General features: G+C 46.8%; 12 protein-coding genes and 1 pseudogene. 4 read left to right on the top strand and 9 right to left on the bottom strand.

The genetic code is table 11. From position 1 onward, the window contains the following. Positions 1 to 44: 44 nt before the first annotated feature. From RLO19_RS09005 to RLO19_RS08995, 3 genes are all read right to left on the bottom strand, one after another. Positions 45 to 746 (bottom strand): response regulator transcription factor, encoded by a 702-nt coding sequence (locus RLO19_RS09005; protein WP_446355686.1) that lies wholly within the window; start codon positions 744 to 746, stop codon positions 45 to 47. Positions 747 to 808: 62 nt separating this feature from the next. Beyond that, a complete protein-coding gene (locus RLO19_RS09000; RefSeq protein WP_446337241.1) occupies positions 809 to 994 on the bottom strand; it encodes a PCP reductase family protein in 186 nt (61 codons plus the stop codon). A 196-nt stretch (positions 995 to 1,190) separates the two neighbouring features. Next, positions 1,191 to 2,096 carry an alpha/beta fold hydrolase gene (locus RLO19_RS08995; protein WP_446355684.1) on the bottom strand — a complete coding sequence of 302 codons (906 nt, stop codon included), beginning with the start codon at positions 2,094 to 2,096 and terminating at the stop codon, positions 1,191 to 1,193. Between the two features lie 283 nt (positions 2,097 to 2,379). On the opposite strand from RLO19_RS08995, the gene infC reads away from it, so the two are divergent. The 3 genes from infC to RLO19_RS08980 all read left to right on the top strand — a co-directional run bounded on the left by infC (position 2,380) and on the right by RLO19_RS08980 (position 6,683). Next, entirely contained in the window at positions 2,380 to 2,907 is a 528-nt protein-coding gene (gene infC / locus RLO19_RS08990) for a translation initiation factor IF-3 (RefSeq protein WP_446355682.1), read from the top strand. A gap of 97 nt (positions 2,908 to 3,004) precedes the next feature. Continuing rightward, a complete protein-coding gene (locus RLO19_RS08985; protein WP_446355680.1) occupies positions 3,005 to 6,019 on the top strand; it encodes a HEAT repeat domain-containing protein in 3,015 nt (1,004 codons plus the stop codon). 181 nt (positions 6,020 to 6,200) lie between these two features. Beyond that, positions 6,201 to 6,683, top strand: a complete 483-nt coding sequence (locus tag RLO19_RS08980) for a Crp/Fnr family transcriptional regulator (RefSeq protein ID WP_446337237.1) — start codon at positions 6,201 to 6,203, stop codon at positions 6,681 to 6,683. Positions 6,684 to 6,721: 38 nt separating this feature from the next. Here the strand turns inward: RLO19_RS08980 and RLO19_RS08975 are convergent, their stop codons facing one another. The 6 genes from RLO19_RS08975 to RLO19_RS08950 form a co-directional block, all read right to left on the bottom strand. Continuing rightward, a complete protein-coding gene (locus RLO19_RS08975; RefSeq protein WP_446355679.1) occupies positions 6,722 to 7,453 on the bottom strand; it encodes a HEAT repeat domain-containing protein in 732 nt (243 codons plus the stop codon). A gap of 53 nt (positions 7,454 to 7,506) precedes the next feature. Continuing rightward, complete coding sequence (locus tag RLO19_RS08970) at positions 7,507 to 8,049, bottom strand: cytochrome C (protein ID WP_446355678.1); 543 nt, start codon at positions 8,047 to 8,049, stop codon at positions 7,507 to 7,509. A gap of 17 nt (positions 8,050 to 8,066) precedes the next feature. Continuing rightward, the gene (locus tag RLO19_RS08965) at positions 8,067 to 8,924 is read right to left on the bottom strand and encodes a Uma2 family endonuclease (RefSeq protein ID WP_446355676.1); all 858 of its coding nucleotides are present in this window, start codon (positions 8,922 to 8,924) and stop codon (positions 8,067 to 8,069) included. A 73-nt stretch (positions 8,925 to 8,997) separates the two neighbouring features. Then, positions 8,998 to 9,906: an AAA family ATPase gene (locus RLO19_RS08960; RefSeq protein ID WP_446355674.1), complete on the bottom strand. Its 909-nt coding sequence runs from the start codon at positions 9,904 to 9,906 to the stop codon at positions 8,998 to 9,000. Positions 9,907 to 9,923: 17 nt separating this feature from the next. Continuing rightward, the gene (locus RLO19_RS08955; protein ID WP_446355672.1) at positions 9,924 to 10,901 is read right to left on the bottom strand and encodes a bifunctional riboflavin kinase/FAD synthetase; all 978 of its coding nucleotides are present in this window, start codon (positions 10,899 to 10,901) and stop codon (positions 9,924 to 9,926) included. A gap of 134 nt (positions 10,902 to 11,035) precedes the next feature. Further along, on the bottom strand, positions 11,036 to 11,938 hold the full coding sequence (locus RLO19_RS08950; protein ID WP_446337230.1) for an MBL fold metallo-hydrolase: 903 nt from the start codon (positions 11,936 to 11,938) through the stop codon (positions 11,036 to 11,038). 772 nt (positions 11,939 to 12,710) lie between these two features. On the opposite strand from RLO19_RS08950, the pseudogene RLO19_RS08945 reads away from it, so the two are divergent. Further along, a pseudogene (locus RLO19_RS08945) lies at positions 12,711 to 13,529 on the top strand (RNA-guided endonuclease InsQ/TnpB family protein); the annotation flags it as partial.

Here is a 13,529-nt window from a genome sequence, read left to right as displayed (position 1 = left end):
TCGTAAATCAGAATAAATTTTCCTACCACAAAAAAGCTTTTGAGTCAATCCACTAAATGATTTTCCAGGGCAAAACGCACAATTTCGGCTCGGTTGCTAGTTTCTGTTTTTCTCAGGAGAGAGCTAACGTATTTTTCAATCGTCCGAGGACTCAGGTGTAGCTGGCTACCAATTTCGCTATTGGATAACCCTGTGGTCAGTAATTCTAGAACCTGTTGTTCCCGCTGAGTCAGATGTAGTACATTGGGCGGGGAAGTGAGGGAGGCGATCGCACGGGGAGTTGATTCGGATTTGGGCATAGCCTCCTGAATCTGTGTCGGTGGGGGTGATTGTCCTATCTCAGTGGAAGAGAATCGCAATTCGGCTTGCATCATCTGAGAACGTTCCAGCAAATTGCGAATTACGGCAGTCAATTCCTTCATTTCAAAGGGTTTGGGCAAATACAGATCGCATCCTAACTGATAACCCTTAATCCGCTCCTCAGTACTACTGCGCTCAGTTAAAAAAACCACAGGTAACAAGCGGAAAGCTGGTCGTTTCCGAACTTGTTGCACAAGTTCATAGCCATTCAATTTCGGCATATTGATATCGGTCACGATTAAGTGAGGATGATACTTATCAATCAGAGACAGAGCCTCTTGACCATCCTCTGCCGTTACAACTGAATAGCCTGACATTTCCAGGTAATCGCTCACAGAAAGACGAGTACCTAGGTTGTCATCTACAACCAGGATTATCAATGGCATGGGAGTAACTGCAATACAAGCTTATATAATAGTTGAGACATCTAGCGACTACAAGTCACTTCCTATTGACCAAACTCAACCCTAGCTTGCTCGACAATTTCTACGGTAACCACACCCAAATCAGCCTCACGAGCTAAATGCTCAATCCGTTGTCGAGCTTGAGTACGTACAAAATAAGGTATTTTTTTGAGTTTCGCTTTAGCTTCAGGTGTCCAATCTAAGGTATCTGTAAAATCAGCGCTGTTCATAAGTTCAAGGAAAGCGGGAGACTTTTCTCATTCCGCTTCGATCTTAACCCAGAGGAGTAGGGGGAGCAGGGGGAGCAATGTAGAGACGCGCCATGGCGCGTCTGGGAGAAAAAGTTAAATTAGAGTTCGCTGCGAGCAGTATTAGGAGTTCACTCACGCGCTATGCTCTATGGGCGAAGTGAAAGGTCAAAACTTCCTAAATCCCAGCTAACCAGTCGAGTAGAATCCGATTTACCTGTTCTGGGCATTCATCGTGAGGACAATGACCCGCCTGATCTAACTCAATTAACTTCACATTAGGGTTGAGATCGGCAAACTGTTGGGCTAACTGGGGAGGGATCATCCGGTCTTGACGTCCCCAAATTAACAGCAAAGGAATATCCAAAGTCGGCAAAACTGCTTTGATAGGAGGACCAAATTTAGAAGAGGTCATCGCTTTAAACAACGCACTAAATGTAGCCGCCGCCCCGCGATCGCGAGCAGGCTGCGTGAGAATCTCCACTAATTCTGCATCAATAGCGCTGGGGTTGTAATAGGCGAGTCCTGCCCATTTCTGGACGATTGATGGGCGTCGCAGCAAATAAAACAGACTTTGGAGAACCACAGGAGACGCGACTATACCCTCAACCGTGGATACAACAGGTCGCAGCCAACCCGGAAGCGCCTCTTCTCGTAGGGAAAAATCCGGCAAATTAATCAAGATGAGTCCCTTGACCATCTCCGGGTGAGTTGCAGCGGCGCTCAGAGCCACCAGTGAACCGATCGAGTTACCCACTAACACCATGGGGTGTTGTATCAAGGTTTGCCAGAATTCATAAACTTGATTGACCCACAAGTCAATCGTATATGTTGCCCAAGCTTTACGCGAACCGCCAAACCCCAACAGATCCAGTGCATAAACCGGGTAGTGTTGACCCAGTACAGGTAAGTTGTGACGCCAATGTCCGATTGAAGTACCAAATCCGTGCAGCATCAGGACTGGAGGAACCAACCTTGAGAGAGAGTGCGGTGGACGAATATAGGTGTAACGAGTCTGCCAACCTTGCCAAACCCAGTCTCGCTGACTACCGACTCGTTGCTGCCACGATACGGATGGGTTCACAACCTGCCTCAACTTCAAAAACGTTTACAAATCCTCACCTATTCATTGTAGTGGTTTCTGGATATTATTCTCTACAGCCGATGCCCCATAGCCTAGGAAAAATGAGGACTAACAAACGTCTCACATATTCCACCTCCTAGAAGGGTTTCTCTCCAATCCCCCGGCATTTTGGAAGTTAAGTTAAAAAGATGGACAGAAACCGGATCAGACTCAGTAGAATGGCAAGTAAAATCAGCTTGCTTTTTATCAAACCCTTAACAACTAGAAATTCAAGCAGACGCCCGTGAGTGATAGAAGACGCCAACGCGATCTACCCCAAATCAACGAACGAATCCGTTATCCTAAGATTCGTGCGATTGATACAGATGGCACACAGCTAGGAATCATTGCTCCTCAAGAGGCTTTACGCATCGCCGAGGAAAAAGAGTTGGATCTGGTATTGGTTAGCGATAAGGCAGATCCGCCAGTGTGCCGCATCGTGGACTACGGCAAATACAAATTTGAACAGGAGAAGAAAGCCCGAGAAGCTCGCAAGAAGCAACACACGGCGGACGTTAAAGAAGTCAAGATGCGCTATAAGATTGATGATCATGACTACCAAGTGCGTGTTAACGCGGCTGAGCGCTTTCTGAAATCAGGAGACAAAGTTAAAGCCACGATTACCTTTCGGGGGAGAGAAATTCAGCACGCCAACTTAGCCGAAGACTTGCTCAAGCGCATGGCAATGGATTTGCAGGACGTTGCCGAAGTTCAGCAAGCCCCCAAACGTGAAGGTCGTAATATGATGATGCTACTCTCTCCCAAAAAATAAGAATTGGGTTCATTGGTCATTAGTCACTAGTCATGGGTTAGCCACGATGGACTCAATACTAATGACTCAGGACTAACGACTAAGGAAAAACTGCCAAATGAAACTACAAACTCGTACTCGCATTCAAAATGAATGGGTACGGCGAATCCTAGAATGGGTTAATCTTCGCCCGGAAGAAGGCGAGCGCACCTTTTTGATGTTCGCCTTCTACACCGCTACCTCAGTTGGGCTGCTTTGGTTCGAGTATAGTGCGACAGCACTGTTCTTGGATGAGTACGGTGCGAGGTGGTTACCCGTGATTTATATCGCCAGCTCCGTGATGGTTTCTGGACTAGGAGTCTTATACTCTTGGTTACAAGAGCGGGTTCCCATGAGGGGTGTCTTAGTCACAGTCGCTTTCCTAACGGGCATACCCTTGTTGATCTTACGGTTGACCCTAGGCATTGGCTATTTAAACGGTTTAATCGCCTTGGGTACCGTTTTTCTGTTGCGACTGTGGATGGATGCAGTCGAAGTTCTCAACGATCTCAACTCTCAAGTTGCCGCGAATCAATTATTCAATATCCGGGAAATTAAGCGCACCTATCCGATTGTCTCGTCGGGACTTTTAGTTGCCGATGTGATCTCCGGCTTTTCTTTACCCCTGCTGCTGTTCGTTGTCGGCACAATTCAAAACGTTCTCGTGGTGGCGGCGTTGATGATGATAGTTGGTGCTGGCACGTTGTTTTATTTAACCCAACGCTACCAGCAAGCCTTTCCTAACTTACCCACACGGGACTGGGAAGAGGATGGTCAGGAATTTGTTGTCCGCCGCACCACGGGACATCTACAACGCTATATTGTTCCGTTATTTGCCTTTTTTATTCTCGGCGAAGCCCTCTATCTGTTGGTAGAGTTCCAGTATCTCGGTCAATTAGAGGCAAATTTAGAAGCCTCAGAGATTGCCGGGTTCTTGGGTTTGTTCAGTGGGATTGTCGGGATATTTGAACTCACCTCTCAGTGGTTCCTATCCAGTCGCGCCGTTGAACGTCTGGGAGTTTTTGTCGCCGCAATGATGCTACCTGCATCGTTAGCGATTATGGGATTAATCACATTGAGTGGTTTGCTGGATGTGATCCTTAAGCTATTGGGTTCAGTGATTACCATCCCAGGATTTGTAACCGGACTCTTTGTCGGTCTAATTTTCCTGCGGTTTATTGACGAACTCCTGCGCTATACCTTAATTGCCGGAATTGAACCATTCCTGTTTCAACCGATACCCGAAGGAATTCGTAATAGCTTGCAAACCAGGGTTCAGGGGATTGCTGAACCCATAACCACGGGTATTACGGGCATTAGTATGCTCGCTGGGATCTGGCTGTTGCATCATGTATTTCCTGGACAGCCGGAAGCTCAAATTCAGCAATGGCAGAGTGGTATGTTTATTCTTGCCATTGTATTTTTCTCCCTGATCTGGTTGCTGAGTGCTTGGTCGATGCGATCAAGTTACGTCACCTTGCTGGTTGATAGCGCTGAACAAGGACGCTTAGGGTTTTCTGATGTGGACTTAAATGCATTCAAGCGAACGGTGATAGAAACCCTGGAACAACCAGGTACTGAAGCCGATAAACGCTCTTGCATTCAACTGTTATCCCAGATTGACCCCGCAAATGTGGGTGAGGTTCTGGCTCCCCTTTTGCCTCGCCTTTCAATTACACTCCAGTGTCAAAGTCTAGAGACGATGTTGGAGTATCCCAACCCAACCTATTGTCAGGATGTGCAAGTCTTGATTGAGCAAAAACCGCCGCCAGAAGTTTTGGCGTTGGCGCTGCGCTATGTTTGGCTGACTCAACCCGAATTGGATATTAATACGATTAAACCGTATCTCCATGGGACAGTTGATCCTATGGTGCGAGCCACAGCCGCCGCGATTATCTTGCGTCGGGGAACCTCACAAGAGAAAGCGGAAGCGACAGATATCCTGCGGCGAATGGTGATCTCAAAACGGGAACGAGAACGGGTGATGGGAACGCGAGCATTGGGAGAGGCAGAGTATTTGCAAGCCTTGAGAGTTTATATTCCCTATCTGTTAAAAGATGAGTCGTTGCGCGTCCGTTGCGCTTTATTAGAGGTGATTGCAGCAACCCATTTGGACGAGTTCTATCCGTCGCTAGTACGGGGGCTGTATTACAAATCGACTCGTGAAGCTGCTCGCATGGCGTTGGTGCGTCTGGGTGATGAAGCGATTCCGTTGCTGCTGGAGTTGGCAGAAGATATCCATAAACCTGATTTAGTTCGGGTACAAGCTTGGAGTGCTTTGGCTGAAATTGGCACATCCGATGCCCTCAATCATTTGGTGCAACAGTTAATGACGAGTTGGGGGATCAGCCGCCGTAATATCCTCCGCAGCTTACTGAAAATTCCCAATGAGCAAGGAATCGATGCGGTACTTGATCGGTTGGGACGTAGTGGTATTGAGACGTTAATTGAGCAAGAACTGCTGTTTTTGGGTCAGATTTACGCCGCACTGGTGGATTTGAAGCCAGAACTGATCAGTGGACAGGAGGCAGATTTGCTGCGGCGGGCGTTAAACGATCAGCAAAAGGATCTGCTGGATAATTGTTTTTTGCTGATGAAGTTTCTTTATCCAGTCGGTGCGATTCAAGCGGCATCTTTTAATCTGGAATCGGAGTCTCGCTCCAATATTGCTATGGGACTGGAAATACTGGACAATACCATAGATATTCCCCAAAAGCAAGCCTTTTTAGCTCTGTTTGATCGCCGTTCCTTTGCCGAAAAGCTGGAATGTGTGCAGGAGCTAGTTTCTTATCAACCGATGAATCCCAGCGATCGCGTGCGACAATTAATTGATTTTCGTCATTTTCTCTCGGATTGGACACTGGCTTGTTGTTTCCATTTAGCGCGGGCGGCTCATGTGAGTTTGACACCGGCAGCAACGTTAGTCTGTCTGCGTCATCCCACAGGTTTTGTCCGAGAAGCAGTTTTAACTTATTTGAAAGCTGCATCGCCCCGTTCTTGTATCGAATTACTACCGATGCTTAAACATGATTCCGATCGGTTAGTGGCGGCGGTAGCTCAGCAGATGAGTAACGAATTTGGTCTAGTGAGCTGATGGAGCAGTCGTTAGGAAAGGGTTTATTAAAGGGTTATTGGCTTAATTTTCAGGGATATTAAGCGGATTAGCGTGTTTAGTGCCCTTAAATCCTTGATTATCAGTCAATGTGGGATAAAGTAAACTAGAGCTTGGTTCAGCTATACTTAGCACCAATCCTCAGCAGCTACCCGCTAATCCCATGTTAACCAGCGTTGAGCGTTTACTTTTTGTCAGGGGCGTCCCCATTTTTCAGGAATTGCGGGACGATTTTCTGGTGCGCGTTGCTTCGGTTATGGATGAGTTATCATTCCCCAGTGACCATACGATTGTCACTCAAGGGGAAGAAGGGCGATCGCTCTATATTGTGGTATCCGGTTCTGTGCGGGTTCACATTGGCGATCGCGACTTGGCATATCTGAGGCAAGGTGCTTGTTTTGGCGAGATGTCACTCTTTGATGCTGAACCGCGTTCCGCCTCAGTGACGACGCTGGAAACTTGCGAATGTCTGATGCTGACTCAACTGCAATTGTATGACGCCATTGATGAGACCCCAGGAATTGCCATTAATATTATCCGCTTACTCTCCCGCCGCATTCGAGAACTGAATAATAAGTTGAATGCTTACGAAGTCAAGCATCCGGCGTCCGATTTTAGTAAAACCAGCAGTAATTTGAGTGGCTAGTTACCTATTTAACATCCCTTGAGTCAATTTTTTATCGTCTAAACTCCAGTTGCTAACTGTTCGCCAATTTCTTCAGCTTGATAACGCAGCAGGGGAAAACGTTGTGCGATCGCGGATAATGACTGGCGAATCTCAGAGGCGTTCTCTATCAGCGTTGAGGGGATTTTGCGTTCCGTTAAATCCGTTAAAAGATTCAGAATACAGGTTGCCAAATCTTCATCAGCATTATCCAACAAATTTAAGAGCTGACTTAAGGCTTCTACCGCGCCCAGCCGATACATCGCTCCGAGTAATTCGGCTTGTACTCCCACAGAAGGTTCAGATTTCAGATATACTTCAAGTTTAGGTAAAAGTTGCGCTGTACCTAAAAGTCCGATGGAGTTAGCCGCATAAGCTCGCACAGCCTCATCAGCATCCTTTAGGGCATCTTCTAGGGCTGTTAAAGCTTGTTCATCCCCTATATCTCCCAATGCTTCAGCAGCTGAAGCCCGAACCAGTGGCTCAGGATCATTTCGTAATGTATGCTGAATACGTGCGATCGCTCTTTTATAATGAAGCCCTCCCAGTGCCTCAACCACTTCAGATCTAACAATTACTTCTGGATCGTTAAGTAAGTTTACTAAGGTAGAACCAATTGTTTCTGGTTCCTGTATTCCCATATAACCCAAAGCGTAAGCCGCCGTAGAGCGAATCGCCGGATCAGCAGCAGTGAGTAACTTGTTGATTTGCAGTGCAGCCACATAAGCTTCAGCATCCACTAGCTCAATCAAAGCTTCTGCTTGCCGTGACGGATCATCGGAAGCACAATCTTCTATCCATGTCCCTACGGTGCATCATCCCATTCTGGGCTTAAACGCCGATAGTCATAATCTCTTGCTCCTGGATGACAACTGATGCACCCAGCCGCCGTCAACGTCGGAGGTAAATCAACAAGGGGATGAAGTGCTTTAAAATACCGTGATTCAGTTACACGATAGGGCGTTTGCTCATCTTCCCCTAAAGGACGAGAAAAGGTGCGTAAATAATTCCAGACAATAAAGATAAACGGGCGCGGAATCTGCTCTAACTTTTGCCCATAATGCTGTTCGGGTTCTAATAACAGAGTTTGCCAGGTTTGGGTTGGTAGGACTTCTGGCGGTAAAGCAACATGACAACTGCCACAGTTTTCTAGGTAGAGTTTTAACCCCGTCTGATAGCGCTCTGGAATGGGGTCAATGGTGTTAATTGCCACCAGTGTTTCTGAATTCGGGGGTTTAGGTGGTTCTGCTGCCTTTAAAACCCCTGCCATACCGCCACCGATGAGGATACTCCAAACCAGTACCAGCCCAAATAAAATGACTTGCGATCGCAGATTGTATTTTGTCATTCGTCATTTGTCATTTGTTATTGCTCACCTTCCAAAAATGTATCAGGGTCAATTCCGGATTCCCGCAGTCGCCGAAGCAATGATTCTAACTTAGATTCTGCCTCCTCAGCTCGCTGTCGCTCTTGTTCTGCCTCAGTCAGAATCCAGTTTCCTTCAGCATCATACCAACGTAACCACAACCGTTCAATGCCTTGGAACTCACCCTGCCATAATCCCAAACCTAGCCCTAACTCCTTCATCCATACTCGCGATTCGGGTAACTCTAATTCTTGGTAACACGCCCCCTCTAGTTTAAAGACGCGGAGCTGATTAGTATAACGGCTAAAAACGATATAGTAAGGAATCCGTAAAATCTGTTCATAAACCTGCCATTTTCGCGGCGGTTTGTCCTTAGATTGAGTCTGAGTAGACTGAGACTCAATCGCTTGTCCATTACCCTCCAGCGAACTTGGCTCATCTGGCAACCTGTCCGCTTCTAATTCCCCTAAATCTTCTTTTTCTGTCCCAGGAGACAGTAACTCCACCACGACAAACGGATTGACACCCTCTTGCCAAACGACGTAAGACAGGCGCATATCGACTTGATCATACAATCGGGGTACACCCACCACACCAAACCAATCAGGTCGTTTGTACCACAGAGCATGACGTACATCATAGTAAAGGTTCATGTCACTGGCACAAAACACCTCCGCCGCCGGATAATAGGGCGGACAGAACGTTAGGCTCAACAATTGTGCCTGCCAATCATGGAACTCATCAGGCAAACCAGGTTCCTCCGGATTTTCACTAGGCAGATCATACATCGACGGCAAGGTTTCCCTCGGCGATTTGGGTGGATCACTTTGAGGAACAGGGTATTTCATCGGAAACATAGGTTTAGAAAATTACGGACTATCTATTAACTTTGTAGAGACGTTCTGTCGGAACGTCTCTAACCATATCCTCTTAAGGAATTGCCACCGAACGCAATAACTGTTCAACAATCGGCTTTGCCTGTCGCCCCCCTGCTGCCATGAGACGATGGGACAGAACATGAGGTGCCAGCATCTTCACATCATCAGGAATCGCATAATTTCGCCCCTCCAAAAATGCAAAAGCTTGTGCCGCCCGTTGTAATGCCAAAGTCCCCCGTGGACTAACTCCTAACACCACGTCTTCCGCCTCACGAGATGCCCGTACCAAGTTGAGAATGTACTGCTGTAACTCCAGTTCAACTTGCACCTGCTGACAAAGACGCTGTAACTCCAAAACGTCCTCGGTTGAAATACAGGGTTTAAGATCCGAAAGCACCATCCCCCCCTGATGCAGTTGCAGCATTTGCAGTTCTTCCTCAGGCGTCGGATAACCCAAGGATAATGATAGGGTAAACCGATCCATTTGCGCCTCTGGCAAGGGAAACGTGCCATGATACTCAATCGGATTTTGAGTGGCAATCACAAAAAAGGGTTGAGGAACGTTGCGCGATACCCCATCCACCGTAACTTGCCGTTCTTCCATCACCTCTAGTAAGGCTGACTGTGTGCGCGGGGTTGCTCGGTTAATTTCATCCGTCAGTAGAATATTGGCAAAGACTGGACCTGGGAGAAATTCAAATTCACGACTACTCGGATTCCAGATATTTGTCCCAGTTATATCCGCAGGTAAAAGGTCAGGGGTACATTGAATCCGCTGGAATCGCCCATCAATAGAACGTGCTAAGGATTTTGCCAGCAGAGTTTTACCGACTCCAGGCACATCCTCTAACAAAACGTGACCGCCACAGAGCAAAGCAACCAAGACTAAACGAATGGTATCAGCTTTACCCACAATTGTCCGAGCCAGATTTTCTTTGAGTTGCTCAATCCGTTCTCTCATTACCGCTCCCCCATTCCCTATTGCTGGGTTTCAAAAAAAGTTATCGTCGCCGCACAGTCAGCCTGAATTTGCTTCCTGAGGTCATCTAGGGAGGCAAACGTTTGTTCAGGTCGCAAAAACTGCTCTAGGCTCACTGTTATGGTCTGTCCGTATAAATCACCAGACCAATTTAGCAGGTGAATCTCAACTGTCAAGCAGGTTCCTTTGACGGTAGGACGTTCTCCAATATTCATCACCCCCCATTGCTCAGGGAATGAGGTACTACTGACGCGCACACAGTAAACCCCGTTGCGGGGTAAAAACTTGTCGGGGAACCATTCCAGATTGGCGGTGGGAAATCCCAGGGTTCTGCCTAGTTGCTGCCCTTGGACAACTTGACCCTTAATGCTGTAAGGACGACCCAATAAGCGATTAGCTTTGAGGATATCTCCTGCCTCAAGGGATTGGCGAATTAAGGAACTGCTGATCCGTTCACCTTGACAGGTTTGGATGGTAACAATACTAACCTGAACCCCATAAGTGGCTGCGATCGCCTGCAAGTCCTTCGCTGTTCCACTCCGGCGATATCCGAAGCGAAAGTCTTCTCCGACGCTGACATGGGTGGCTCGCAATTGCTCAATTAAAATCTTGTCCACGAATTTTTCTGGACTTAATGCCGCCAATTCACGGTCAAATGGCAGCAGCACCAGTTGTTCAATGCCCAAGCGCTTTAACTGGTCTACTTTTTCAGGTTTTGGAGTCAATAGCTTCCACGGTTGACCGGAAAAAAATTCACGGGGATGGGGATAAAAGGTTGCCAAAGTCGGATAAATATGCTCTCCTTCCCGATCAACCCTCTCCTGGGGATTTATCGGTTCAGACTCATGAGGTAAAAGGCTAGAGTGCTGCAAAATAGGCTGAATAACCTGTTGATGCCCTCGGTGAATGCCGTCAAAGTTTCCTAGGGCAACAGCAGTTGGTGTTAAAGCAGTGGCAAGAGAAGAAGTAACCCACACGCTTTACATTTTTACACATTCAATGAGTCGTGGCTAGATCTTGACTAATTCTTTAGGTTCAAGTTAGATTAAATACCCGAAGTCGTATTCAAGAAGTCGGCTATCTGGTAGGAGAGATAAGGTAAGAAATGCTATTAAACAGAAGCTTTTGCCTCTTGTTGCAGGGGTACTGGCTCAGAAATAGCCGACTCCACCAGAGAAATGGATAAACCTTCACGAGCCATGACGGTATTGCGAAAGTGTTGAATGGCTTCTTCGCCAATTCGATCCAAGAAATCATCGTTGTGTAAGGGATCGTGGTGAAAAATGACCAAAGTTTTCACGTTAGCGGCTTTGGCTAACTTGATGCCTTCTTGCCAAGTCGAATGTCCCCAACCCACTTTGCTGGTTGCCGGAGAATAATATTCGGTATCCGTGTAGGTGGCGTCGTAAATCAGCACATCCGCATTCTGAATCAGTTTTAAGATATTTTGATCTAAACCACTACCTCGGTGTTCGGTATCGGTAATGTAGGCGGCTGCATGTCCCCGCCAATTCACCCGATATCCCACAGCTTCACCGGGATGGTTGAGCAGGGTATTTTCGACGGTAATCTCTCCAAGCTCAACGGTTTCGCCAACCTCCAAGTCATAGAACTGCAAATCAGCTTGCATGACTTGTAAAGGGACGGGAAAATTGGGGTGGAGCATTTGGTCAGTGAGGCGTTGCTTAATCGTGGAACCATTCGGTGCGATCGCTCCATAGATACAGAAACGATTGCTTTTGATAAACGCGGGAACAAAGAACGGAAAACCTTGAATGTGATCCCAGTGGGAGTGGGTAAAAAACAGATGAGCCTCTACTGGCAGTTGTGACAACATGGACTGTCCCAACACCCGCAAGCCCGTACCCCCATCAAAAATTAACCTTTCCCTACCCACTCGCATTTCCACACAAGGAGTATTCCCGCCATAGCGAACTGTTTCTGGACCCGGACAGGCAATACTTCCTCTAACGCCCCAAAAGTGAATTGTGAATCCGTTGTGCTGACTAGACATATTTTTTCCTTGCAGGCTTTTTCAGGCAGTCTGTATGTAACGTTTGATCAGGTTGATGAGGAGTCTTTTTCATCCAATTCCCACAGTCTTAACATCTCCACCGACCTGGAGTAATCATCAACCCATCCTTGAGCGGTAGGCAACCCCAAAAAACTCCCTTAGGGATTTAAATAGAATAGTCATGGTGGTTTAGGAGTTTTTTGTTCAAGCTGGTTTGAACCAGTTGTTTTGATTGTGGATGGATGAGCTTATGGGCGTCAAGTAACATTCAACGCCTGCGGAATTGACCGCCAGGGAATTTATTCGCTCTCGCGATAAATCCTTGCCTGACGTTTTCGAGTTGCTCACACCGCTCATCATTCCAGGCTCGCAAAGCAGTAATGGTTTTTTTTGAGGTAGTTGCACAAAGCGATCCAGTTACTTCTAGGGTTAAGGGGTCTAGCTACTACATCTGATGCTAGTTCCTCACAGATTAGCATCAGCTTGGAGACGCTTTACCTCTGGTTATACCTACTGTTTTCCACAGCCTAACAAGTTTGGCTAAACTCTGTCTGGCATTTGCGGCAACATCAATATGTGATTTTGATCACTTTTTAGTTACTTTGTGCAGACGTTCCGGCAAAGAAAGCTAAAATTAAACTAAAATGCCATTCTTCCCCCCACTCGTTTTGAGGAGGGGGAGGAATGGCGGGACAGCTTAGGTACGGGGCTGTCCAAGCACTTGTGTTTGTTTCACGACAATGCTACTATAAACTCACTTCGTGAAACAAGTATGTTGCAAACCCTAACCGCCAAATTAAAACTAGAAGTCACCCAGGAGCAAAAAGAACAGCTCCGGGTGACTTCTTTGGCGTACAGGGACGCCCTAAATTACACGTCTGCTGTTGCCTTTGATCTGGGCAAAACCTACAAGGGCACCAAAATCCAGAAGGAAGTTTATTATAGGTTGCGAGAGCAATTTAAGCTTCCATCACAAATGGCTTGCAACGTTCCTCGTCAAGTTGGGGCAACATACAAGTCATTGCGGACAAAGCTAAAAAAGAATGAGGAGGCGATTAAGGCAGGTCGTACTAAGAAGCGATATAAAGGCTTAGATAAACCACCTAAATACGCTTCTCGTACCTGCACATTGAACTATCAGCGTGACTACTCATTTGTCAAAGACCAGAAAGTAAGTGTGATCACACTGGATGGTCGAATCAAGGTAAATTACCAATGCTACTCCAAGCATTTGGAAATGATTAGCTCTGGAGTAGCCAAAATTGGAGCAGCAAAACTTTGGTACTCAAAACCCACCAAAACTTACTACTTGCTATTGAGTATGGAAGTGGAAGCCCATGAGCTGATGCCAAATGATATTAACCGAGTTATGGGTGTAGATGTTGGGCAACGCTATATTGCTGTTGCAGCAGATACTCGCAATAAGACTCAGTTTTTCAGTGGCTCTTATGTGAGACACAAAGCTTCTCGTTATGTTAGAGCGAGAAAGTCTTTGCAGCGTAAAGGCACCCGTAGTGCAACTCGTAGATTGGTTGCATTGTCTGGACGGGAGAGACGGTTTATCGCTGACACGAATCACTGTATTGCTAAA

Source organism: Coleofasciculus sp. G2-EDA-02, assembly GCF_040226375.1.
Classification (GTDB): domain Bacteria; phylum Cyanobacteriota; class Cyanobacteriia; order Cyanobacteriales; family Coleofasciculaceae; genus Coleofasciculus.
Note: the sequence above shows the minus strand (reverse complement) of the source record. Positions and strands in the feature narration are given on the sequence as shown.

Excerpts from the sequence above, each read along its gene's own strand:
- RLO19_RS08965 (WP_446355676.1), bottom strand. The coding sequence starts at position 8,924 with ATGTTTCCGATGAAATACCCTGTTCCTCAAAGTGATCCACCCAAATCG.
- RLO19_RS09000 (WP_446337241.1), bottom strand. The coding sequence starts at position 994 with ATGAACAGCGCTGATTTTACAGATACCTTAGATTGGACACCTGAAGCT.
- RLO19_RS08970 (WP_446355678.1), bottom strand. The coding sequence starts at position 8,049 with ATGACAAAATACAATCTGCGATCGCAAGTCATTTTATTTGGGCTGGTA.
- RLO19_RS08985 (WP_446355680.1), top strand. The coding sequence starts at position 3,005 with ATGAAACTACAAACTCGTACTCGCATTCAAAATGAATGGGTACGGCGA.
- RLO19_RS08950 (WP_446337230.1), bottom strand. The coding sequence starts at position 11,938 with ATGTCTAGTCAGCACAACGGATTCACAATTCACTTTTGGGGCGTTAGA.
- RLO19_RS08960 (WP_446355674.1), bottom strand. The coding sequence starts at position 9,906 with ATGAGAGAACGGATTGAGCAACTCAAAGAAAATCTGGCTCGGACAATT.
- RLO19_RS09005 (WP_446355686.1), bottom strand. The coding sequence starts at position 746 with ATGCCATTGATAATCCTGGTTGTAGATGACAACCTAGGTACTCGTCTT.
- RLO19_RS08980 (WP_446337237.1), top strand. The coding sequence starts at position 6,201 with ATGTTAACCAGCGTTGAGCGTTTACTTTTTGTCAGGGGCGTCCCCATT.